The 21,332-nt window shown below is 67.1% G+C and carries 23 protein-coding genes, 1 pseudogene and 1 riboswitch; of the genes and pseudogenes, 12 read left to right on the forward strand and 12 right to left on the reverse strand.

Annotation, left to right across the window (positions count from 1 at the left end):
* Positions 1-627, reverse strand: a complete 627-nt coding sequence (gene pdxH / locus A5645_RS02770; protein WP_065128458.1) for a pyridoxamine 5'-phosphate oxidase — start codon at positions 625-627, stop codon at positions 1-3.
* A gap of 106 nt (positions 628-733) precedes the next feature.
* Here pdxH and A5645_RS02775 point away from each other — a divergent pair, with 106 nt between their 5' ends.
* Positions 734-1,855, forward strand: a complete 1,122-nt coding sequence (locus tag A5645_RS02775) for a citrate synthase 2 (protein ID WP_065035054.1) — start codon at positions 734-736, stop codon at positions 1,853-1,855.
* Here the strand turns inward: A5645_RS02775 and A5645_RS02780 are convergent.
* Positions 1,842-2,588 (reverse strand): sterol desaturase family protein, encoded by a 747-nt coding sequence (locus A5645_RS02780; protein ID WP_065128405.1) that lies wholly within the window; start codon positions 2,586-2,588, stop codon positions 1,842-1,844. The genes A5645_RS02775 and A5645_RS02780 overlap by 14 nt on opposite strands.
* Positions 2,585-3,196, reverse strand: coding sequence for a TetR/AcrR family transcriptional regulator (locus A5645_RS02785; protein ID WP_065128406.1), 612 nt, complete (start codon positions 3,194-3,196; stop codon positions 2,585-2,587). The genes A5645_RS02780 and A5645_RS02785 overlap by 4 nt, the downstream gene beginning before the upstream one ends.
* A gap of 248 nt (positions 3,197-3,444) precedes the next feature.
* Here A5645_RS02785 and A5645_RS02790 point away from each other — a divergent pair, with 248 nt between their 5' ends.
* Positions 3,445-3,900 carry a VOC family protein gene (locus tag A5645_RS02790; protein ID WP_065035051.1) on the forward strand — a complete coding sequence of 152 codons (456 nt, stop codon included), beginning with the start codon at positions 3,445-3,447 and terminating at the stop codon, positions 3,898-3,900.
* Here the strand turns inward: A5645_RS02790 and A5645_RS02795 are convergent.
* Positions 3,897-5,591, reverse strand: a complete 1,695-nt coding sequence (locus A5645_RS02795) for an FAD-dependent oxidoreductase (RefSeq protein WP_065128407.1) — start codon at positions 5,589-5,591, stop codon at positions 3,897-3,899. The genes A5645_RS02790 and A5645_RS02795 overlap by 4 nt on opposite strands.
* A gap of 39 nt (positions 5,592-5,630) precedes the next feature.
* Positions 5,631-6,656, reverse strand: a complete 1,026-nt coding sequence (locus tag A5645_RS02800) for an AurF N-oxygenase family protein (RefSeq protein WP_065128408.1) — start codon at positions 6,654-6,656, stop codon at positions 5,631-5,633.
* A gap of 183 nt (positions 6,657-6,839) precedes the next feature.
* Here A5645_RS02800 and serC point away from each other — a divergent pair, with 183 nt between their 5' ends.
* Together serC and sepH are read left to right on the forward strand one after the other, a co-directional pair.
* Positions 6,840-7,958 (forward strand): phosphoserine transaminase, encoded by a 1,119-nt coding sequence (gene serC, locus A5645_RS02805; protein WP_065035068.1) that lies wholly within the window; start codon positions 6,840-6,842, stop codon positions 7,956-7,958.
* Between the two features lie 120 nt (positions 7,959-8,078).
* The gene (gene sepH / locus A5645_RS02810) at positions 8,079-8,879 is read left to right on the forward strand and encodes a septation protein SepH (protein WP_065128409.1); all 801 of its coding nucleotides are present in this window, start codon (positions 8,079-8,081) and stop codon (positions 8,877-8,879) included.
* Here the strand turns inward: sepH and A5645_RS02815 are convergent.
* The 3 genes from A5645_RS02815 to A5645_RS02825 are packed head-to-tail and all read right to left on the reverse strand — an operon-like array spanning position 8,876 to position 10,430.
* Positions 8,876-9,151, reverse strand: a complete 276-nt coding sequence (locus A5645_RS02815; RefSeq protein WP_065035232.1) for a DUF2537 domain-containing protein — start codon at positions 9,149-9,151, stop codon at positions 8,876-8,878. The genes sepH and A5645_RS02815 overlap by 4 nt on opposite strands.
* 11 nt (positions 9,152-9,162) lie before the next feature.
* Positions 9,163-10,002 carry a TrmH family RNA methyltransferase gene (locus A5645_RS02820; protein ID WP_065128410.1) on the reverse strand — a complete coding sequence of 280 codons (840 nt, stop codon included), beginning with the start codon at positions 10,000-10,002 and terminating at the stop codon, positions 9,163-9,165.
* Positions 9,999-10,430 carry an Rv0880 family HTH-type transcriptional regulator gene (locus tag A5645_RS02825; protein WP_065128411.1) on the reverse strand — a complete coding sequence of 144 codons (432 nt, stop codon included), beginning with the start codon at positions 10,428-10,430 and terminating at the stop codon, positions 9,999-10,001. The genes A5645_RS02820 and A5645_RS02825 overlap by 4 nt, the downstream gene beginning before the upstream one ends.
* A 117-nt stretch (positions 10,431-10,547) precedes the next feature.
* On the opposite strand from A5645_RS02825, the gene A5645_RS02830 reads away from it, so the two are divergent.
* Positions 10,548-10,817, forward strand: a complete 270-nt coding sequence (locus A5645_RS02830; protein WP_065035223.1) for a DUF2530 domain-containing protein — start codon at positions 10,548-10,550, stop codon at positions 10,815-10,817.
* A gap of 25 nt (positions 10,818-10,842) precedes the next feature.
* Positions 10,843-11,298 (forward strand): SRPBCC family protein, encoded by a 456-nt coding sequence (locus A5645_RS02835; protein WP_065128412.1) that lies wholly within the window; start codon positions 10,843-10,845, stop codon positions 11,296-11,298.
* A 182-nt stretch (positions 11,299-11,480) separates the two neighbouring features.
* Here the strand turns inward: A5645_RS02835 and A5645_RS02840 are convergent.
* A pseudogene (locus A5645_RS02840) lies at positions 11,481-12,269 on the reverse strand (DUF3027 domain-containing protein); the annotation flags it as partial.
* 156 nt (positions 12,270-12,425) lie between these two features.
* On the opposite strand from A5645_RS02840, the gene A5645_RS02845 reads away from it, so the two are divergent.
* Together A5645_RS02845 and A5645_RS02850 are read left to right on the forward strand one after the other, a co-directional pair.
* Positions 12,426-14,099: an MFS transporter gene (locus tag A5645_RS02845; RefSeq protein WP_065035225.1), complete on the forward strand. Its 1,674-nt coding sequence runs from the start codon at positions 12,426-12,428 to the stop codon at positions 14,097-14,099.
* Positions 14,096-14,581, forward strand: a complete 486-nt coding sequence (locus A5645_RS02850; protein ID WP_065128413.1) for a DUF2771 domain-containing protein — start codon at positions 14,096-14,098, stop codon at positions 14,579-14,581. Before A5645_RS02845 ends, A5645_RS02850 begins: the two co-directional genes overlap by 4 nt.
* 18 nt (positions 14,582-14,599) lie before the next feature.
* Here A5645_RS02850 and A5645_RS02855 read toward each other — a convergent pair whose 3' ends face one another.
* The 3 genes from A5645_RS02855 to A5645_RS02865 all read right to left on the reverse strand — a co-directional run bounded on the left by A5645_RS02855 (position 14,600) and on the right by A5645_RS02865 (position 18,058).
* Positions 14,600-15,604, reverse strand: coding sequence for a glutathione S-transferase family protein (locus A5645_RS02855; RefSeq protein WP_065035227.1), 1,005 nt, complete (start codon positions 15,602-15,604; stop codon positions 14,600-14,602).
* Positions 15,605-15,613: 9 nt separating this feature from the next.
* Positions 15,614-17,563, reverse strand: a complete 1,950-nt coding sequence (locus tag A5645_RS02860) for an acyl-CoA dehydrogenase family protein (protein ID WP_065128414.1) — start codon at positions 17,561-17,563, stop codon at positions 15,614-15,616.
* Positions 17,564-17,638: 75 nt separating this feature from the next.
* Positions 17,639-18,058: a cold-shock protein gene (locus A5645_RS02865; RefSeq protein WP_036364984.1), complete on the reverse strand. Its 420-nt coding sequence runs from the start codon at positions 18,056-18,058 to the stop codon at positions 17,639-17,641.
* Between the two features lie 162 nt (positions 18,059-18,220).
* Here A5645_RS02865 and A5645_RS02870 point away from each other — a divergent pair, with 162 nt between their 5' ends.
* The 4 genes from A5645_RS02870 to A5645_RS02885 all read left to right on the forward strand — a co-directional run bounded on the left by A5645_RS02870 (position 18,221) and on the right by A5645_RS02885 (position 21,328).
* Complete coding sequence (locus A5645_RS02870) at positions 18,221-18,622, forward strand: YccF domain-containing protein (protein ID WP_065035229.1); 402 nt, start codon at positions 18,221-18,223, stop codon at positions 18,620-18,622.
* Positions 18,619-19,698 (forward strand): GTP 3',8-cyclase MoaA, encoded by a 1,080-nt coding sequence (gene moaA, locus A5645_RS02875; protein WP_065128415.1) that lies wholly within the window; start codon positions 18,619-18,621, stop codon positions 19,696-19,698. Before A5645_RS02870 ends, moaA begins: the two co-directional genes overlap by 4 nt.
* The gene (locus tag A5645_RS02880; protein ID WP_172830446.1) at positions 19,691-19,966 is read left to right on the forward strand and encodes a MoaD/ThiS family protein; all 276 of its coding nucleotides are present in this window, start codon (positions 19,691-19,693) and stop codon (positions 19,964-19,966) included. Before moaA ends, A5645_RS02880 begins: the two co-directional genes overlap by 8 nt.
* Before the next feature lie 239 nt (positions 19,967-20,205).
* Positions 20,206-20,386, forward strand: a riboswitch (cyclic di-AMP (ydaO/yuaA leader).
* Between the two features lie 9 nt (positions 20,387-20,395).
* The gene (locus tag A5645_RS02885; RefSeq protein ID WP_065128416.1) at positions 20,396-21,328 is read left to right on the forward strand and encodes a transglycosylase family protein; all 933 of its coding nucleotides are present in this window, start codon (positions 20,396-20,398) and stop codon (positions 21,326-21,328) included.
* Positions 21,329-21,332 lie beyond the last annotated feature (4 nt).

A 21,332-nucleotide genomic window follows, 5' to 3' on the forward strand; every position in this document is an offset into this window, starting at 1 on the left:
TCAGGGCTGCAGGCGCTCTACCTGGCCACCGATCACCCGAATCCGGTTGTGCACCCGGTCTTCCCGGCCCTGCCAGAACTCCACGACCTCGGGGGCGATCATATAGCCACCCCAGTTCGGCGGCACCGGCACCTGCTCGGAGTCGGCGAAGCGAGCGGTCACCTCGGCCAGTTGCTCGAGTAGCGCCGCGCGTGAGGCGATCACCCGGGACTGGTGTGACGCCCAGGCACCCAGCTGCGAGCCCCGCGGACGCTTGGACCAGTAGTCCTCGGTGACCTGACGATCGACCCGGCTGACCGGTCCCCGGATATGTATCTGGCGGCCGAGCAGGTACCACGGAAAGGTCACCGCCGCGTACGGCGTCGCCGCCAGCTCGAGCCCCTTGGCCGAGTCGTAGTTGGTGAAAAACGTGATGCCGGTTTCGTCCGCGTTCTTGCACAACACCGTGCGGCTGACGGGTCTGCCTTCTGCGACGGTGGCCAGCACCATGGCGTTGGGTTCGGCGATGCCGGCCCGCTCGGCGTCGGCCATCCAGGCCCGGAACAGCGCAAGCCAGCCGTGGGCCAGCCAGTCCGCGTCGAGGTCGGGGCTGCCGTCTTTCTCGACGGATCCGTACTCGACCCGCATCCCGGCCAGGTGGCGCGCGTCAGGTCCCGTCACCGTCCCTACGCTACTCGGCGGTCGGTTACCGGCCGGTAGCAGACGCTCCAGGGCCGGGTGCAACAATCTGCCCATGACTGTGGTCCCGGAGGATTTTGTCCCAGGCCTGGAAGGCGTGGTGGCGTTCACCACCAAGATCGCCGAGCCCGACAAGGACGGCGGCGCGCTGCGCTATCGGGGCGTCGACATCGAGGACTTGATAGGTCGCGGCGTCACGTTCGGCGATGTGTGGGCGCTTTTGGTCGACGGTGATTTTGGTCGCGGCTTGCCGCCGGCCGAGCCGTTCCCGTTGCCGATCCACACCGGCGATGTGCGGGTCGACGTGCAGGCCGGCCTGGCCATGCTGGCACCCATCTGGGGTTACAAGCCGTTGCTGGACACCAACGAACCCACTGCCCGCGACCAGCTCGCCCGCGCTTCGGTGATGGCGCTGTCCTATGTCGCGCAGTCCGGACGCGGCATTTACCAGCCCGCCGTCCCGCAGCGCATGATCGACGAGTGTCCCACCGTGACAGCACGTTTCATGACCCGCTGGAAGGGTGAGCCGAACCCCAAGCACATCGAGGCGATCGACGCCTACTGGGTGTCGGCGGCCGAGCACGGGATGAACGCCTCGACCTTCACCGCGCGGGTGATCGCCTCGACCGGTGCCGACGTGGCCGCGGCCCTGTCCGGGGCGATCGGGGCGATGAGCGGCCCGCTGCACGGCGGGGCTCCGGCACGTGTGCTGCCGATGATCGAAGAGGTGGAGCGCACCGACGATGCCCGCGGTCTGGTCAAGGGCATCTTGGACCGTAAAGAGAAGCTGATGGGCTTCGGGCACCGGGTTTATCGCGCCGAAGACCCGCGCGCCCGGGTGCTGCGGGCGACCGCCAAGCGGCTGGGCGCGCCGCGCTACGAGGTCGCTGCCGCCGTCGAGCAGGCCGCCCTGGCCGAGTTGCGGGAGCGACGTCCGGACCGCGCGATCGAGACCAACGTCGAGTTCTGGGCCGCGGTCATCCTGGACTTCGCCGGGGTGCCGGCCAGCATGATGCCGGCCATGTTCACCTGTGGACGCACCGCCGGATGGTGTGCACACATCCTGGAACAGAAGCGCCTCGGCAAGCTGGTGCGCCCATCGGCGATCTACGTCGGCCCGGGTCCGCGTAGCCCGGAGTCCGTTTCGGGCTGGGACCACGTGGTCACTTCTGCGTAACTACCGCCATCGGCCGCTTGTAGGTGCCAAACAGCTTGTCGCCGTAGGTCATTACCACCGATAGGTTAGTGGGCCGCTTCTCGCAGTGGTGCAGTTCGTGACCGGACGCCGCGGGCAGCAGCCAGCGCGGGTAGAGCTTCATGTCGTATCCGCTGTGCGTGATCACCATGGCCGTCGTGTTCAACACCGCGTACGCGACCACCACCAGCGGGTGTGCCCCGACGACCAACGGCGGAACGTAGAGGCACAGCATCACCATCAAACCCTCGACGGGATGCACGACGAAGTTGGTCCAGATGGTCAGTGGCGACTGGACGCGATGATGCATGAAGTGCACCTTCTGGAAAACCCAGCGGCTGCCGTGCTCCAGCCGGTGCCACCAGTAGGTCAGGAACTCACCGATAACCATGAAGCAGACAAGCTGAGTGACGAAGGCGACCAGGGTGGGCGCCGCGATGGGAACCTCGGCGACCCATGGCCGAAACACGCGGTGCAGCACAAAGAACGCGACCGCGGCGCCGACATATGTCGACATGATGCGCAGGCCGAGTTTGGTAGCCACTCTTGCCGAGATCCGTTGATAGACAGCGATGTCGAAGATCGAGTAGATGACGCCGGTCACCAGGACGACCGCGACGACGACGGGCAGGAAATATAACGGGAATTCGAAGAACCCAACCCCGAGGGTATCCCGCATCCAGTCCCAAACCGGTTGCAGCGCTGTTTGATTCATTGTTCCTCCTGGTGGTCCCGGAACGGCAGCAGGCGCGACGCGGCCAGCCGAAGCTCGGTGATGCATTGTTCGACGGTGATGTCGCCGACTCCGAGCAACGCCAGATCGGCGAAGAAAACCCGCCCCAGCACCGTCAGCGCCGGGTCGAGGGACAGCGTCGGCGGCGCGTCGTCGACCGCACCGCCGACGAGGTCCAGGAACATCTGACGCACACCCATGCGGAACTGCTCGGCGACTGGACCCTGGGCCAGGACCGAGGCCATGGTGGCACGGACCATCGCCAGATCCGACGCCGCTTCCCGCACCACCTGCTCGATGGCCACGTCGATGGCCGCCGCTGGCCCCGCTGAGGCGATCGCTTGCGGAATGCGCTGGGCAACCTGCCGCCCCCAGGCCAGGGCCGCTTCGCAGACCACGTGTTCCTTCGAGGCGAAATAGCGGTATGTGGTGGCCCTGGAAACCCCGGCCGCCCCGGCGATCTGCTCCATCCGCACCACCTCGTGACCGTGTTCGCGGATCAGCTGGCGCGCAGCCTCCAGCAGCCGCTCACGCACATCGCGCTGGCGCGCGTCCAGCGTGCGGTGAATCGTCAGCGTCGTCCCACTCACGCGAACTCCTTCACGATCGGTATCGAGACAGTTGATGCGACAGCTGTCTCATCATTAGTCGAGACGACTGTATCAGCCGCCATATCGCTGCACAATGCCCGCCGAGATGAGTGATCTGCCGCCTGTCGGTGGGTGGGTCTACCGTCCCCGGTGTACGGCCGAGTGCCGGTCCGCGATGAGAAATGCGGCCGGCCCCAGTCAGTACTCGTGAGCCCTGGGCGGGCACCACCAACAACAGAGGAGTGATGATGGCCATCAACGTCGAACCCGCACTGTCCCCGCACCTCGTGGTCGACAATGCCGCGGCTGCGATCGACTTCTACGTCAAGGCGTTCGACGCCGTCGAGATGGGCCGGGTGCCCGGCCCGGACGGAAGGCTCATCCATGCCGCGGTGCAAATCAACGGCTTCACGGTGATGCTCAACGACGACTTCCCGGAGATGTGCAACGGCCAGTCGATGACGCCGAAGGCGCTCGGGGGCACGCCGGTCACCATCCACCTCACGGTCACCGACGTCGAGACCAAGTTTCAACGCGCGATCGATGCCGGAGCTACGGTTGTCATGCCGCTGGAGGACCAGTTCTGGGGTGACCGCTACGGCGTGCTCGCCGATCCCTTCGGACACAACTGGTCGCTGGGTCAGCCGGTGCGCGAAGTCAGCATGGAGGAATTGCGCGAGGCGATGTCCGCCCAGGCCGGCTAAACCAGGTCGCGCAGCCGCGCCAGCAGGCGTCGTCCCTTGGGTGGCGCCTGCCGGGCGGTGGCCGCGACGGCAAGCATCTCGGCGGTGTCGCTGAACTTGTTGCGTGGGCGGCCGGCGATAGCGCCGCGCACAACTTCGGCGGAGTCGATGGCGCGCCAGCCCGCGGAATCGACGACGTCGGGTTGGCGGGCGGCGATCAGTTCGGCCAGGTCCGCCGGCTTGGCCACCGGGTCGGTCAGTTTGCCCGTGTTAAAGTCGGCGACCAGCGCTTGAACGGTCTCGAAGGAGCACGACTTGTTGGTGCCGATGAAACCGGTCGGCCCGCGTTTGATCCAGCCGGCGACATAGGCGCCGGTGACCGGTTCGCCGGTGCCGGGGTCGATGACGCGACCGCCATCGTTCGGGACGACGGCTGCCGACTCGTCGAACGGTAGATCACCAATGGCCTTGCCGCGGTAGCCGATCGAGGTCAGCACCAGGCCGGCGTCGATCCGGTGCAACTCGTCGGTGCCGGTGACCGAGAACTCCACGCCGCTGGCCCGATGACCGCCCAGCACCCGCTGCGGTGTCAGTTCGAAGGCCAGCCGGATGCGTGGGCGCGTCACCGGTGCCGAACCGTCGCCCAGCGTGCTGAGGATCTCCAGCTTCTTCTTGCACAACGGGTCCGACACCGTCGCCAGGTTCCGACGCACGCGCTGATGATCTTCGGGATCCAGCACCACGTCGGCGACACCCGTAAGCCCGATCAATTCGGGCAAGGTGAAGGCCGCGTGCACCGGACCACGGCGCGCGGCGATCACCACCTCACGTACCGCCGACTTGTGGAATGCCTTGAGGGCGTGATCGGCAATGTCGCTGCGCGCCAGAGCATCCGGGTCGGCGGTCAGCATGCGTGCGACATCGAGGGCGACGTTGCCGTTGCCGATGACCACGACCCGCTCGTGGCTGAGATCGACCGCCAGCCCGGCATAGTCGGGGTGACCGTTGATCCAGGCGACCAGCTCGGTGGCCGTACCAGTGCCCGGCATTCCCATGCCGTCGACTTCGAGCCGCCGGTCGTCGGGGGCGCCGACCGCGTACAGCACGGCGTGGTGATGAGCCAACAACTCGGCGTGCGTCACGTGCTTGCCGACTTCGACGTTGAGGTAGAACCGGAACCGGCGGTGGCCGATCACCCGATCGAACAGCTGGGTGACCTTCTTGGTGTGCTGGTGATCGGGGGCCACCCCCGCGCGCACCAAACCATAAGGCGTCGGCAGTTTTTCGAAGACATTGACCCACACATCGTGTTGAATGAGCAGCTCGTCGGCGGCGTACATCGCCGCCGGGCCCGAGCCCACAATCGCCACCGTCAGCGGATGGCGGTGCGGACGCAGCTCGGCGGCCGGGATCACCGGTGCAAGTTTCGATGTCGGCGGCAGCTTGGAACCGGCCGGCCGCTCCGGGTAGAAAGACGCATTGATCTCGACGAACGGCAGTTGCCGGATGTCCAGTCGGCTGTCGGGAACGATCGCGCCGACAGGGCAGGCGCTCACGCACGCGCCGCAGTCCACGCACGCGACCGGATCGATATACAGCATCTCCGATGTGGCATAGCCCGGTTCGTCCGGTGACGGATGGATGCAATTGACCGGACACGCGAAGACGCAGGACCCGTCATTGCAGCACGACTGAGTTATCACGTGCGGCATGTGAACTAACCCCTCAAGGCCCGCAGGGGCCGATTGACGTTACGCCGCGCTGACCGGAGCCAGGTGCTGGCGCTGCGGCTCGCTGCGGTAACGCGACGGCTTGCCGTTGATCTTGCACAGCCGCCACATCAGCCGAGCCGAGCGGTTTTCCATCAGCCCGGTGTCGTAGGCCAGCATGCGGACATCGGAAAACATGTCGCGCAGCCACTTTCGTGATTCCGGCGACCGGAAGAACAGCTCCTTCTTAACTGAGCGTGGGATGTCGAACTCGTCCCAGAAAGCTTTGGGCGGGATCAGGATCGCGTTGCACAACATCCGCATCGTCAGCGGGAAGTACAGCGAAACCCAGAATCGCTGCCATTTGGTCAAGTGCGGCAACCGCTTTCGAAGGAACTCGTGGGCAAAGGAGATGTGTCGCGCTTCCTCGGCTACGTGAATGGCCATGACCCGCTCCATGATCGGGTGCAACGACTTGCCTTCGCGCAGAACCTGTTTCTGGGTGTGATCGATCGGCTCCTCACCGGCGAGCACACCGATGAAGAACGCCACCGGCAACGGCCCGGCCACCAGCGGAACCAGCGGCGAGACCCAGCGCAGCCGCCGCGGCATCCCCGGCACGTCGGCCCCCACCCGGTTCACCATCTCCTGGAACATCATGGTGTGGTTGCACTCTTCAACCGATTCGTGCAGGCAGTACCGGTACTCCGGCGACCCGTTGGGCACCCAGAAGGTGTAATTCATCAGTCCGCGGATCAGGATGGACTCGAAATGCAGCCCAACCTTGGCGACGTTGGCCTGCCGCCACATCCCGATCTTGATCTTCTTCTCATCTGATTGCGCCTGGTACCACGGGTGCCGGCCCAGCGGGTCGGTCGCCGGCAGGATCCACCGCGGATCGTCGTCGGTGACCGCAAACTCCGTTGCATCCCAGTCGATGTCGGTGTACGGGTTGAAATTGCGCCGCACCGACCCCTCAGACAGCGTGGCAAGCATCTCCACGTATTCGGTGTCGTCCCGCACTTCCATGTTGCGGCGCCACCGTCGAACCATGCGCGTCCTGGCCATTCAGAGCCTCCCCAGTGAGGTGTACATCGGACGGTTGAGAAATACGGTACCGGCGGTACTGGGAATTATCTAGACCTCCGGCCACGGCTGTGGCCTGCGCAGCATCCAGGCGGCGTGTGTGGTCCAGGTCACAGCACCGGCCCGTTCAGCTATCGCGCAGCGTGGCTCACTACCCTGATCACCATGGCTGACCAGCTCCAGATCCCCGCCGACCTGAAACCTCGTGATGGCCGCTTCGGCTGCGGTCCCTCGAAGGTCCGACCCGAACAGCTGCAGGCGCTGACCACCACCGCTGCCGAGCTGTTCGGCACCTCGCATCGGCAAGCGCCGGTGAAGAACCTGGTAGGACGGGTTCGCTCGGGGCTTGCTGAGCTGTTTTCGACGCCGGACGGCTACGAGGTGGTACTGGGCAACGGCGGGGCGACCGCCTTCTGGGACGCGGCCGCCTTCGGCTTGATCGACAAGCGATCGCTGCACCTGACCTACGGCGAATTCAGCTCGAAGTTCGCTTCGGGCGTCGCCAAGAACCCCTTCGTCGGCGACCCGATCATCGTCAAGGCGGACCCCGGCAGCGCGCCCGAACCGCAGTCGGACCCGTCGGTCGACGTGATCGCGTGGGCGCACAACGAGACGTCGACCGGGGTCGCCGTTCCGGTGCGCCGCCCCGCCGACTCCGGCGATGCGTTGGTCGTCATCGACGCCACGTCGGGCGCGGGCGGCTTGCCGGTCGACATCACCGACGTCGACGCGTATTACTTCGCCCCGCAGAAGAACTTCGCCAGTGACGGCGGGCTGTGGCTGGCCGTCATGAGCCCGGCGGCGCTGGCCCGCGTCGAGGCCATCGCGGCCTCGGGACGTTGGGTGCCCGACTTTTTGTCGCTCCCGATCGCGATCGAGAACAGCGTGAAGAACCAGACGTACAACACGCCGGCGATCGCCACGCTGGCGCTGATGGCCGAGCAGGTCGACTGGCTGCTCAGCAACGGCGGCCTGGACTGGGCGGTCAAGCGGACGGCGGATTCGTCGCAGCGGTTGTATTCGTGGGCCGAGGAGCGGTCCTACACCACGCCGTTCGTCGCCGACCCGGCGCTGCGCTCGCAGGTGGTGGGCACCATCGACTTCGTCGACGACGTCGACGCCGGCGCCGTCGCCAAGACGCTGCGGGCAAACGGCATCGTCGACACCGAGCCCTACCGAAAGCTGGGCCGCAACCAGTTGCGGATCGCCATGTTCCCGGCCGTCGACCCCGATGACATCAGTGCGCTCATCGCTTGCATCGACTGGGTGGTCGAGCGGCTTTAACCGGCCCGTTATCAGCCCGCAACCATCCAGCGTGTCAGCACGGGTTGCGGGGGTTTGCTGCATTAAAGTGCGCACGTAATGGGTCCGGCGCTGATTGCTCGGAGCCTGCGAGGAGAAGCCATGCGGGAACTCAAAGTGGTTGGGCTCGACCCCGACGGCAAATACGTCCTCTGCGAGGGTGCCAGCTCGGCCGAAAAGTTCCGGTTACCGAACGACGATCGGTTGCGGGCCGTGCTGGCCGGCGAGCCGATCCCGCCGGAGCAACCGGCGCTGGACATCGTCGTCACGAATATGCTCAGCCCCAAAGAGATCCAAGCCAAGATCCGGGCCGGCGCTTCGGTCGAACAGGTGGCGGCCGCATCGGGATCGGATGTGGCCCGCATCCAGCGGTTCGCCAACCCGGTACTGCTCGAACGTTTTCGGGCTGCCGAGCTCGCGACCGCCGCGCACCCCGTCCTGGCGGACGGTCCGGCGGTGCTGACCCTGCTGGAAACGGTCACCGCGGCGCTGGTGGCGCGCGGTCTGAGCGGCGACAAGCTCAGTTGGGACGCCTGGCGCAACGAGGACAGCCGGTGGACGGTGCAGCTGGGATGGCAGGCCGGACGCTCGGACAACGTCGCGCATTTCCGGTTCACCCCGGGCGCGCACGGCGGCACGGTCACCGCGATCGACGACGCCGCCACCGAACTGATCGACCCCGACTTCAAGCCCCGGCAACTGGCACCGGTGGCACGGCTGGCCTTCGAAACCCCGCACGACGTCGCGGAACCCGCACCGCCGGCCGCGGCCCCGGCACCGGCCGCTGCCACCCCGCCTCCCCCGCCGGCCCAGCCCGAGCAGCCCGCCGGCCGGCGCGGCAAGCCCGCCATCCCCGCGTGGGAGGACGTGCTGCTCGGGGTGCGCTCAAGCGGTCAGCGTTAACCGCCCACCAGCGTCAACGAGAGCAGGGCCAGCCACGCCCCGGCGACGCCGACCCCGGCGCCCAGCACAAACCACCGCAGCACCAATTTGCGTCGCCAGCCCCAGAAAGTAGGCGCCAACCCTCCGACCGCCACGACGTTGAGGCCCACCGCCAGCAGCGGGTGCACTCGGATCAGGCCGAGACTCAACACCACGATCGCCGCGCCGGTGACCGCGGCGACGAAGGCGGCCACCGCCAAACCCGTTGCCCAAGGGACGGACTCGTCGTTCACCACACCCGACCCTAACCCGCCATCAGCGAGCGGGCCCGCTCGTAGAACGCGACCGCGGCCGCGGTCGCGACATTGAGCGAGTCGGTGCCACGTGACATCGGGATGCGTACCCGCATGTCGCTGATCCGCAGCGCGGCCCGGCTCAAGCCTGGGCCCTCCGCGCCGACCAACAACGCGATGGGCTCATCCCGGACGGCGGCCACCGCCTGCGAGAGATCCCGGGCGTCGCCCTGCGGGGTCATCGCCAGGAGCCGAAACCCCCGGTCTTTCAGCAGCACCAGATCAGCGGGCCAGTCGCCGGCCCGGGCGTAGGGCACCAGCAAAGCGTGACCCATGGACACCCGTACGGCACGGCGGTACAGCGGATCGGCGCAGCCGCTGCCGAACACCACGGCGTCCACCCCGAGGCCCGCGGCGTTGCGGAAGATCGAACCCAGATTCTCGTGGTCGTTGACGCCCTCGAGCACGGCGACGGTGCGGGCACCCTCGATCACTTCGGCGACGCTGGGCTCCGGCACCCGACTCGCGGCGGCCAACACACCCCTGTTGAGGTGGAATCCCACCGCCTGCGCCATCACCTCGGCCGAGGTCCGGTAGTAGGGCAGCGGTGTGCCGGCCAGGTCGTCCCTGAGCTCTTGCAGCCTGCGATCGGTTCCCAACAGCGCGCGCGGGGTGAACCTCGACGCCAGCATGCGCTGCACCACCAGCACACCCTCGGCAATCACCAGCCCCTTGCCGGTCGGCAGGTCGGGCCGACGGTCGACGCTGTTCAGGTCTCGGAAATCGTCGAGGCGTGGGTCGTCGGGATCGGTGACGTCCTGAACGTCGAGGTCGGGAGTAGGTGCGGTCACGGGCTTTCGTCGACCAGGGCCGAGATCAGGTCGGCCGCATTGCGCAGGATGTCGCGCTGCTCGTCGTTCAAGGTCCCCAGCCGTTCGGCCAGCCACTCCTGCCGGGCCCGGCGGGCGGCTTTGACCAACTCGGCTCCCGCTTCGGACACCGAGACCAGCACCTGCCGGCCATCGACGGGGTGCGGGGCGCGATCGACCAAACCCTCGTCGGCCAGCGAGGCGATCACTCGCGTCATCGACGGCGGTCGCACCCGCTCGCGGATCGCCAGCGCGCCGGGGGTCATGGCGCCTTCGTTGGCCAGCGTCGTCAACGCCGACAACTGCGACAACGACACGGGCGCCGAGGGGTTGCGGAACCGGAGTTGGCGGGCCAACCGCATGACCGCCAACGACAAATCGGCAGCTAACCGCGCATCGCTGTCAGGCACAGCGCGAATCTACAACGGAAATTCGGAAACTTGGCTAAGAAACGGCGAACACCGCCGCTGTCGGCGCTGCCGGGCATCAGCTCGCTGCGTTGCGGCGGCGGGCTATGTTGAAACGCGATGAGTGACCAGCCCGCGCCCGAACCACCGCCACTGCCGCCCGCCCTGCTGGCGGTGTGGCCGGTCATCGCGGTCGGTGCGCTGGGTTGGTTGGTCGCCGTGGCCGCCGCGTTCCTGATCCCGAGCTTGCAGACGTGGCGACCGGTGTCGATCGCCGGACTCGGGGTGGGCGTGCTGGGTACCAGCATCTTCGTCTGGCAGCTCGCCGCCGCCCGGCGCGGAGCCCGCGGCGCGCAGTCCGGACTGGAAACGTATCTCGACAAGAAATGACATCCAGCAACGCGTAGGAGGACGCATGGCAGCCCCGCTGCTTCAGGCTTCGATCGATATCGACGCACCACCCGCGAAGGTCTGGGAGTTGATATCGGACCTGCAGCGCATGCCGGAGTGGAGCCCGCAGTGCCGCTGGCTGCGCCAGTTCGGCCCGCTGCGCACCGGCACGCGGACGCTGAACATGAACCGGCGCAACCGGTTGTTCTGGCCCACCACCAGCACCGTCGTGGAGGTGATCCCCGAGCAAAGGCTGGCGTTCCGGGTGGACATCAACCGGACCATCTGGAGCTATGACCTCGAACCTCACGGCGAGGGCACCCGGGTGACCGAGAGCCGTCATGCCGAGAACGGAGTGAGCGCCTTCTCCAGCATGTCGGTCAATGCGCTGATGGGCGGGACCGAAAGCTTTGAGCGCGAATTGGTCGAGGGTATGAACGCGTCGCTGGCGCGGATCAAGGCCGCCGCCGAGCGGAGTTAGTCGCCGGAGTCGGCGGCGTCGGCGGAGTCGACGGCCTCAGCCGAGTCGACAGCCTCAGCCGAGTCGACGGCCTCAGCCGATTCGCCGACGTCAGCCGAGTCGACGACGTCAACAGCCGGTTCGACAGCCTCAACAGTCTCGGCCGATTCACCGGCGTTAGCCGGCTCGGCCGGCTTGGCGACCGGCTCCGCCACGACGTCGAGAACGCCATCGTCGTACGGCTCGTACATCGGCGATCCGGTGCCCGCCGGGGCCGGGGTATCGGAGTGCGCACCGCAGCCGTAGTGCTTGTCGACGACATGGCCGTCCGCGGACAGCTCATTGCCGCAGACCCCGAACATCGCACCCAGCGATCCGGCCAGCGGAAGGAAGAACCCGCAATCGCGGCACACCCGCTTGGTCGAGCGCGACATCGCCGAGTGAGGGCCGAAATCGCCTTCGTGCCAGCGCTCGGCCGCATCGGCGCGGCCCCAGGCGCTCATCACCCAACGACGGCCCAGCCCAAGCTCGGCCGCGACGTCATCGACCGCCGGGTCACCGCTGGCGGTGTAACCGGGCACCAGTCGCGGGTCGTCCTTCACGGGAGCCAACAGGTCGCCCGGGCTGAGGTCCCCGGCCCGCACCCGCTGCTCCCACGGCACCCATTCGGGCGCCAACAGCGCGGTCGGTCCCGGGATCAGCACCACCTCACTGATCGTGGCGTGGTCAGCGCCGGCGTACCCGGCAACGACGACGGCCCATTGCCAGCCCTGGTAGCCCGGCACATGCGCCAGGAACCGATGGGTGGCGGCGTTCGGATCCTCATAGGTGACGCCCAGGTAGTCACCAACGGCGTCGGCCCCACTGAACTCCGCCACGGCGGCGCGGGCCTGCTCGGCCGCACCGGTCAGCACGCCCGCCAACTCCTCAGGCCACTCGGCCACCGTCACGGTGCCGCCCTCCTGGGCGGTCTCGTCACTGGGTCCGGTCACGGTCACAGCTTAACGTCACCACACTCGCTGCCTTTCCCTGATGCACCGGTCTTCCGAGAGACACGGAGGTCGAGCCACACCCGGTTTCCTCCGCAGCGAGGCGGCATAGGACAGAATTGAATGGTGTCCGCACGGCGAGGTGACCATCCGGGCCGAATGGCCCCACCGCCGGGCCGCCGACCCCCCAAGGGACCACCGAGGTCCCACCAAGAGCATCCGGGTATGGCGAACTACCCGGCCCACGACGATCGCGACGGCGACTATCGGCGCCGCCGGCCCCCACCGATGCCCAGCGCCAACCGCTACCTGCCCCCGCTGGGTGAGGAGCCGCCGCCGGAGCGCTCCAGCGAGCCGCCACCGCAGCGTGCTTACACCAACGGTGAGCGGATCACCGTCACCCGGGCTGCCGCCATGCGCAGCCGCGAAATGGGATCGCGGATGTACTGGATGGTGCAGCGCGCCGCCACCGCCGACGGCGCCGACAAGTCGGGGCTCACGGCCCTGACCTGGCCGGTGATGGCCAACTTCGCCGTCGACTCCGCGATGGCGGTGGCCCTGGCCAACACACTGTTCTTCGCGGCGGCCAGCGGCGAAAGCAAATCCAAAGTCGCGCTCTACCTGTTGATCACCATCGCACCGTTCGCCATCATCGCCCCGCTGATCGGGCCGGCGCTGGACAAACTGCAGCATGGCCGGCGGGTGGCGCTCGCCTTGTCCTTCGCTCTGCGCACGGCGTTGGCCTTGATCCTGGTCATGAATTACGACGGTGCCAGCGGCAGCTTCCCGCCCTGGGTGCTGTATCCCTGCGCCCTGGCCATGATGGTTTTCTCGAAGTCATTCAGCGTGCTGCGCAGCGCGGTGACGCCGCGGGTCATGCCGCCGAGCATCGACCTGGTCCGGGTCAATTCGCGGCTGACCGTCTTCGGCCTGCTCGGTGGGACCATCGCCGGCGGAGCCATCGCCGCCGGTGTCGAGTTCGCCTGCACCCATCTGTTCAAGCTGCCCGGCGCCCTGTTCGTCGTCGTCGGCATCACCATCGTCGGCGCCCTGCTGTCCATGCGGATCCCGAGCTGGGTGGAGGTGACCGCGGGCGAAGTGCCGGCAACATTGAGCTATCACCGCCACAGCGACGCGCTCCACCTCAGCTGGCAGGAGGAACCCAAGCAGGTCGGCGGCAAGCTGCGGCAGCCGTTGGGCCGCAACATCATCACCTCGTTGTGGGGCAACTGCACCATCAAGGTGATGGTCGGCTTCCTGTTCCTGTATCCGGCATTCGTCGCCAAGGCCCACGACGCCGACGGCTGGGTGCAGTTGGCCATGCTCGGGATCATCGGCGCCGCCGCGGCGATCGGTAACTTCGCCGGTAACTTCGCCAGCGCCCGGCTCAAACTGGGCCGCCCGGCCGTGCTGGTGGTCCGCTGCACCGTGGTGGTCACGGCTTTCGCGCTGGCCGCCGCGGTGGCCGGCAATTTGGTCCTCACCGCGGTGGCCACCCTGATCACGTCTGGATCGAGCGCCATCGCCAAGGCATCGCTGGATGCCTCGCTGCAGCACGATCTGCCCGAGGAGTCCCGCGCCTCCGGTTTCGGGCGGTCGGAATCCACCCTGCAGCTGGCCTGGGTACTGGGCGGCGCGGTCGGGGTGTTGGTGTACACCGAGTTGTGGGTTGGGTTCACCGCGGTCAGCGCGCTGTTGATTCTCGGCCTGGCCCAGACGATCGTCAGTTTCCGGGGTGACTCGCTCATTCCTGGCCTCGGCGGCAACCGGCCGGTGATGGTCGAGCAGGAGGGCCAGCGCCGCGGCGCTTCGACGAGCGCGATGCCACGGTGAAACGCTCTGGGGCCGTGCTGCTTACGGTCGTCGTGCTGGTGCTGACCATCGGGGCGGGGATCGCGACGTGGCTGGTGCTGCGGCCCTCAGGTCCGCACTGGCCGACGATCAGCGCCTACTCACACGGCCACTCCACCCGGGTGGGCCCCTACATGTACTGCAACGTGCTCAACCTCAACGACTGCCAAACCCCGCAGTCACAGGGCGAACTCCGGATCAGCGAGCGTTATCCCGTGCAGCTGTCGGTGCCCGACGCCATCGGCCGGGCACCCTGGCGGTTGCTGCAGATCTACGACGATCCCACCAACACCGCGACGACATTCTTTCGCCCCAATTCCCGCTTGGCTCTTACCGTTCCGACCGTCGACCCGCATCGGGGACGGCTGGCGGGGCTGGTGGTGCAGTTGCTGACGCTGGTTGTCGACAACGGCGAACTCCGCGAGGCTCCGCATGCGGAATGGTCGGTGCGCCTGACGTTTTGACGCCGGGCCAAGGCACGCCTACGCGCCCTGTCCGGGCGGTACCCGTTCCCCTTCGCGAGTGGGCCCGGGCGGGGTGCCGTCGCCGAACGGCCTGCCACCCAGTTCCTCTCGACCGTGCGGAGTCCGCCAGCCCGCCAGGTCCGGCCCGTTGGGCACGATGCCGGTCGGGTTGATGTCGGCGTGCACGATGTAGTAGTGCTGCTTGATCTGCACGAAATCGATGGTGTCGCCGAAACCCGGAGTTTGGAACAGATCCCGGGCATAGGCCCACAGCACCGGCATCTCCGTCAGCTTGGTGCGATTGCACTTGAAGTGACCGTGATACACCGGGTCGAAGCGCGCCAGCGTGGTGAACAGGCGCACGTCCGCCTCGGTAATGGTGTCTCCCACCAGGAACCGCTGGCGGGCCAGCCGGTCACTCACCCAGTCCAGCGCGGTGAACAATCGGTCGTAGGCCTTGCCGTAGGCGTCCTGTGAGCCGGCGAAGCCACACCGGTAGACACCGTTGTTGATCTCGGTGTAGATCCGGGTGCTCACCTCGTCGATCTCGTCCCGCAACTCCTCCGGATACAACTGCGGCGCACCGTCGCGGTGGTACGCGGTCCACTCGGTGGAGAAGTCGAGGGTCATCTGCGCGAAGTCGTTGGTGACCACCGCCCCGGTCGGGATGTCGACGATCGCCGGCACCGTGATCCCCTTCTCGTAGTTGGGGATCCGCTTGAAGAAGGCGTCCTGCAACCGCGGAATCTTGAGCACCGGATCCACGCCACCTGGGTCGAGATCGAATGTCCAGCTCCGCTCGTCGTGGGTGGGTCCGCAAAACCCAATGGAGAGCACGGATTCCAGACCCAACAGTCGGCGAACGATGATGGTGCGATTGGCCCACGGGCAAGCCCGGGCGACCACCAGCCGGTAGCGGTCCGGCTCCACCGGGTAGCCGTCGCGGCCGTCGGCCGTGATGCGGGTGGTGATGTAGTTGGTGTCACGGTTGAATTCGCCGGTACCGGCAACGTAGCTACCCATCAAGCCGCCTTACACGCTCGCCGCGGTCGGTTCTGAGCCGCTGGTGAATCGCCGGGCCAGATTCGTTTCGGTCGACGGGCCCGGCTCCCACGCTGCAATCCATGGCCCTGTCCCCTCCGATTGGTCGAGGATGCCGTCTTCCAGCCAGCTGTAGCGACCCTCCAGTACATCGTTGGTCAACCGTACATCGCCGCTGTCGGTGTTGCTCCACAAGGCTTCGAACAGCGCTTCAACCCGTAAAGTCGCTTGTTCGCAGAACAATTCGGCCAACTCGTAGGCCTGCTCACCGACCACCGGATCCGCTGCCCGCTGCGCTTCCGCGCGGACGCACACTGCAGCCATCGCGAACAACTCGGCACCGACGTCGACGATGCGACCCAGGAAACCCTGCTTCTGCTCCAGCTTGGCCTGCCAGCGTGCCATTCCGTAGAAGGTGTTGCGGGCCAGTTTCCGGCTGGAACGTTCGATGAACCGTAGGTGTGACGCCAACGGTCCGAATTCGCCGTACGCCGTGGGTCGCTGGCCCTCACCGAATACCAACTTGGGCAACCACTTTGCGTAGAACCCGCTCGCACCAACGGCGGCCGCGGCCTTCTGGCGCAGGTCGGCGTCGGGCTTGGCCAGGTCACCGGCTGCGGCCAGGTGCGCATCGACGGCTTCGCGGGCGATGAGCAGCCGCATGATCTCACTGGCGCCTTCGAATATGCGGTTGATCCGCAGGTCGCGCAGGGACTGCTCCACCGGCGCGGCACGCTCGCCGCGCGCCGCGAGCGACTCGGCCGTCTCATACCCGCGCCCGCCGCGGACCTGCATCAGGTCATCGGCGATGACACAGGCCATTTCGCTGCACCACAGCTTCGCCAGTGCCGCCTCGATCCGAATGTCGTTGCGTCCTTCGTCGGCCATCTGACCGGACAGCTCCACCACCGCGTCGAGGGCATAGGTGGTCGCCGCCATGAACGCGATCTTGCGGGCCACCGCTTCGTGTTTGCCGACCGGCTTGCCCCACTGCACGCGCTCGCGCGACCATTCGCGCGCAATTTTCAACGACCACTTGGCCGAACCGGTCACCATGGCGGGCAACGCCAGCCGCCCGACGTTGAGGGTGGTCAACGCGATCCGCAACCCGTCGCCTTCCCGGCCGATCAGATTCTCGGCCGGAACACGCACCTTGTGCATCCGGGTCACGCCGTTCTCGATGCCGCGCAGACCCATGAACTGGTTACGCCGCTCGACGGTGATTCCGGGTGAATCGGCCTCCACCACAAAGGCACTGATGCCGCCGCGATGCCCGTCGCTCTTGGGCACGCGAGCCATCACCACGAGCAGATCGGCGACCACCCCGTTGGTGGTCCACAGTTTCACGCCTTCGAGTTCGTAGGCCCGACCGTCGTCCACCGGTGTCGCCGTGGAACCCAACCGGGCGGGGTCGGAACCCACGTCCGGTTCGGTGAGCAGGAACGCCGACACCGCGCCGGCGGCGCACCGCGGCAGGAACTTTCGCTTCTGCTCTTCACTCCCGGCCAGCTTGAGCGGCTCGGGCACACCGATCGACTGGTGCGCCGACAGCAACGCCCCCAGGCTGGGGTGCACGGTCGTCACCAGCATCAGCGCGCGGTTGTAAGCAACCTGCGACATGCCGAGACCGCCGTACTCGTTCGGGATCTTCATGCCGAAGCAGCCCAGATCGGCCAGGCCCTTGACGTATTCGTCGGGAATCCGTGCCTCGCGCTCGATGACGCTACCCTCGATGCCGCTAAGAAACTCCTTGAGCTTGCCCAGGAACTCCTTGGTGCTTGCCTCCTCGTCGGCTGCTGGCATGGGGAACGGGTGAATGAGCTCCAGCGGGAAGCGTCCCAGGAACAACTCTTTGGCAAAAGATGGCTTGTCCCAACCACTTTCGCGGGATTCCTCGGCGACGGCTCGCGCTTGTTCCTCGGTGACCTCTTGCTGTGCCATTGCCGCCTCCTCGCCGATACATCCCGACTAAACCGGGATACCCGCTTCGGGTGAGGATACGCCGAGCCAGGCGCGCTACGCCTCGAACTCCCGGGCGACCGCCTTCACCACTTCGGAGACCTGGCGCGCGGTTTTGCGGTCCGGGTAGCGGCCCTTGCGCAACTCGGGCTGCACCTTGTCCTCGAGGAAGGTGATCAGATCCGCGAGCATGCCGTGCAGTTCGTCGGGGCTGTGCTTGTGTTCGGCCGGCGCCTGACGCGCTGCCTCGCGACGGGTCCTGGTGAGGCTCGGCGGCGGGTCGATCAGCTTGAGGCTGAGCGCCTGCGGTCCGCGCCGACCGGACGCGATGCCGAACTCGACGCGCTGACCAGCTTTGAGGCCTTCGACACCTTCGGGCAACGCCGAAGAGCGGACGTAAACGTCTTCGCCGTCCTCCTGCGACAGGAAGCCGAACCCCTTTTCGGGGTCGTACCACTTCACTTTGCCGGTCGGCACTGCTCTCACCTGCTTGTCTGACGGATCACTGGGTATGCAACATAAAACGCGTCCCGCATGCACAGGACGCGATGACGATCTCAGATCCTACTCGCGCGGTTCACCACCGAGCACCCCGGTTTACCCGCCACTCGGTACGCTGGTCTTACCGCTGGAGGAGATATGCGCCTGATCCTGAATGTCATCTGGTTGGTTTTCGGTGGCCTCTGGTTGGCCCTCGGATACCTGCTCGCTGCGCTTGTCTGCTTCCTGCTCATCGTCACCATCCCGTTCGGCTTCGCGTCGCTGCGCATCGCGTCCTATGCGCTGTGGCCGTTCGGCCGGACGATCGTTGAGAAGCCGCGCGCTGGGGCGGGCGCGTTGATCGGCAACGTCATCTGGGTGCTGCTGTTCGGAATCTGGCTGGCGATCGGGCATCTGGCGAGCGCGCTGGCGATGGCCATCACGATCATCGGGATTCCCTTGGCGCTGGCGAACCTCAAACTGATCCCGGTGTCGCTGGTGCCGCTGGGCAAGGAAATCGTTCCCGCCGATGCGCCGGGTCGGTACGGGGTATCGGCATGACCATGACCGCACTGGGCCTGCCCACAGTGCCGGGTCCGCGTTCAAGTGGGTCGGCGCAGGGTGCCCCCGCGGAAGGCCCGTTGATAGATACCTACGGCCGGGTCGCGACCGATCTGCGGGTGTCCCTCACCGACCGCTGCAATCTGCGGTGCACGTACTGCATGCCCGAGCAGGGTCTGGATTGGTTGCCCGGCGACGAGCTGCTCACCCCCGAGGAACTGACCCGGCTGATGCGCATCGCTGTGACCCGGCTGGGCGTCACCAGCGTGCGGTTCACCGGCGGTGAGCCGCTACTGGTGCGCCACCTCGAAGAGGTCATTGCCGGAGCCGCGAGCCTGGATCCCCGCCCGGAGATCTCCCTGACCACCAACGGGGTGGGGCTTGCGCGACGTGCGGCGGCATTGGCCGCGTCCGGTCTGGACCGGGTCAACGTGTCGCTGGACAGCATCAACCCCGACCACTTCGCCGCCATCACCCGCCGCAATCGCCTCGACGACGTGCTGGCGGGGCTGACGGCCGCCAGGGCGGCCGGCCTCGGACCGGTCAAGGTGAACGCGGTGCTGGACCCCGCCACCGGCCGCGAGGACGTCGTCGAACTATTGCGGTACTGCCTCGAGCTGGGCTATCAGTTGCGCGTCATCGAGCAGATGCCGCTCGACGCCGGTCATCAGTGGCGCCGTGGTGCCGGGCTGAGCGCCGACGATGTCCTAGCAGCCTTGCGACCGCATTTCCGGCTCCGGCCCGACCCGGCGCCGCGGGGTTCGGCGCCCGCCGAGCTGTGGCTGGTCGACACTGGCCCGAACACCCCGTCCGGAAAGTTCGGCGTCATCGCCTCGGTGTCGCACGCGTTCTGTTCGGCTTGTGACCGCACCCGGCTGACCGCCGACGGACAGATTCGCAGCTGCCTGTTCGCCACCGAAGAGACCGACCTCCGCGGGCTGCTGCGCGGCGGCGCCGACGATCACGCTATCGAGGCGACTTGGCGCGCGGCGATGTGGGGAAAGCCCGCCGGCCACGGCATCAACGACCCCGACTTCGTTCAGCCCGACCGACCGATGAGTGCGATCGGTGGCTGAGACATTGGGCGCGGATCAGATCGCGGTGACCGTTCGCTATTTCGCGGCTGCCCGCGCGGCGGCAGGTATCGAGTCGGAAACGCTGGCGTTGCGGACAGGTACCACGGTGGCCGAGTTGATTAAGGAACTTGCGAATCGGGGTACTCCGCTCGCGACGGTGTTGGGCCGCTGCTCGTATCTCCTGGACGGAATTGCCGTTCGAGATGAGACGTCGACGTTATCCGCCGGAAACACGGTTGACGTACTTCCGCCCTTCGCCGGCGGTTAAAACTGTGACATATCTCACGTAACAGAAAGATAACAACGCGGCCACGCTCCGATATCGGGTGCTATGAGCTGGGCAAACGTCGACTGTTCCTGGCGTTTTGCGGGGCGGCTATGACCAAAACGCCCGTTTTTCCCAGACGTGACGAGATCGCTTGAACCCGCTAGCGTCTCGGGGGGTTCGTCAAACCAACCCGAATGACGAGCTCTCCCTTATCTATAACGCGCCTAGCTCCATCCAGTAGGTGAGGGATTCCGACCCGCGGATGGAGGCGGGGGACCCACCAGGTCCGCCGAGATCGGACCGGGCCGTAGGGCCCTAGGGGTGAAGCCGACGTTGCGTCAACGGTGACCGATGCGGCCGGGTGACCTCTCCCACCCGAACCCGACAGCTGACCTCGCAGGCGTGCACACGAGAGGAATTTCCGAGCGTATGAGTGGACGGCACCGTAAGCCCACTACCTCTAGCGTCAGCGTCGCCAAAGTCGCCTTCACCGGCGCCGTGCTGGGCGGCGGCAGCATCGCCATGGCCGCCCAGGCAGCAGCCGCGACCGACCAGGAATGGGATCGGGTCGCTGCTTGCGAGTCCGGCGGCAACTGGTCGATCAACACCGGTAACGGCTTCTACGGCGGCGTCCAGTTCGCGGCCGGCACCTGGGCCTCGCACGGCGGCAGTGAGTTCGCACCGTCGGCTCAGCTGGCCACCAAGGACCAGCAGATCGCCATCGCCGAGCGCGTGCTGGCCAGCCAGGGCCGCGGCGCCTGGCCGGTGTGTGGCACCGGCCTGTCGGCTCCATCGCCCCGCAACGTGCTTCCCCAGCCGGCCGGCCTCGACCAGCCGCTGGACGCCCCTGGCCTGAACGGCGAACTAGCCCCTCCGCCGGGAGACGTGCCCCCGCCCGCAGAGGCGCCCGCCCCCGAGGTGCAGCTGGCCGGCAACGACCTGCCCGCTCCCGTCCAGGTGACCCCCGCGTCGGTCGAACTGGCACCGGCCCCGGCCGAACTGCCGCCAGCGCCTGCCGAACTCCCGCCCGCGCCCGCCGAACTCGCGCCGGCTCCCGCCGAGCTGCCGCCCGCGCCCGCCGAGGAGCTTCCGCCGGCGCCTGCCGAGCTGCCGCCGGCCCCCGAGGAATTCGCACCGGCGCCCGGCGACGTGCCCCCCGCCCCGGAGGTCGCTCCCCCGGTCATCGAGGCCGGCTTCCAGCCCGCCGAGGTGCCGCCGGCGCCCGCCGAGGCCCCGGCGCCCGTCACGATCCACGAGGTCTCGACCGTCGGCTACACCCAGCAGCTGTGGCAGGCGATCGTTGACCAGGGCGTTGCCGGGAACGACGCGCTCGACGCGTTCGCCGCGGGCCCGATCAGCTGAGGTG

Origin of the sequence: Mycobacterium asiaticum (assembly GCF_001673635.1) — a bacterium.
Classification (GTDB): Bacteria; Actinomycetota; Actinomycetes; order Mycobacteriales; family Mycobacteriaceae; genus Mycobacterium; species Mycobacterium asiaticum_C.

Bases quoted from the DNA above. Each gene is read 5' to 3' on its own strand.
- pdxH (WP_065128458.1), bottom strand. From the start codon at position 627: ATGCGGGTCGAGTACGGATCCGTCGAGAAAGACGGCAGCCCCGACCTC.
- A5645_RS02775 (WP_065035054.1), top strand. From the start codon at position 734: ATGACTGTGGTCCCGGAGGATTTTGTCCCAGGCCTGGAAGGCGTGGTG.
- A5645_RS02780 (WP_065128405.1), bottom strand. From the start codon at position 2,588: ATGAATCAAACAGCGCTGCAACCGGTTTGGGACTGGATGCGGGATACC.
- A5645_RS02790 (WP_065035051.1), top strand. From the start codon at position 3,445: ATGGCCATCAACGTCGAACCCGCACTGTCCCCGCACCTCGTGGTCGAC.
- A5645_RS02795 (WP_065128407.1), bottom strand. From the start codon at position 5,591: ATGCCGCACGTGATAACTCAGTCGTGCTGCAATGACGGGTCCTGCGTC.
- A5645_RS02800 (WP_065128408.1), bottom strand. From the start codon at position 6,656: ATGGCCAGGACGCGCATGGTTCGACGGTGGCGCCGCAACATGGAAGTG.
- serC (WP_065035068.1), top strand. From the start codon at position 6,840: ATGGCTGACCAGCTCCAGATCCCCGCCGACCTGAAACCTCGTGATGGC.
- sepH (WP_065128409.1), top strand. From the start codon at position 8,079: ATGCGGGAACTCAAAGTGGTTGGGCTCGACCCCGACGGCAAATACGTC.
- A5645_RS02830 (WP_065035223.1), top strand. From the start codon at position 10,548: ATGAGTGACCAGCCCGCGCCCGAACCACCGCCACTGCCGCCCGCCCTG.
- A5645_RS02835 (WP_065128412.1), top strand. From the start codon at position 10,843: ATGGCAGCCCCGCTGCTTCAGGCTTCGATCGATATCGACGCACCACCC.
- A5645_RS02845 (WP_065035225.1), top strand. From the start codon at position 12,426: ATGGCCCCACCGCCGGGCCGCCGACCCCCCAAGGGACCACCGAGGTCC.
- A5645_RS02855 (WP_065035227.1), bottom strand. From the start codon at position 15,604: ATGGGTAGCTACGTTGCCGGTACCGGCGAATTCAACCGTGACACCAAC.
- A5645_RS02860 (WP_065128414.1), bottom strand. From the start codon at position 17,563: ATGGCACAGCAAGAGGTCACCGAGGAACAAGCGCGAGCCGTCGCCGAG.
- A5645_RS02870 (WP_065035229.1), top strand. From the start codon at position 18,221: ATGCGCCTGATCCTGAATGTCATCTGGTTGGTTTTCGGTGGCCTCTGG.
- moaA (WP_065128415.1), top strand. From the start codon at position 18,619: ATGACCATGACCGCACTGGGCCTGCCCACAGTGCCGGGTCCGCGTTCA.
- A5645_RS02885 (WP_065128416.1), top strand. From the start codon at position 20,396: ATGAGTGGACGGCACCGTAAGCCCACTACCTCTAGCGTCAGCGTCGCC.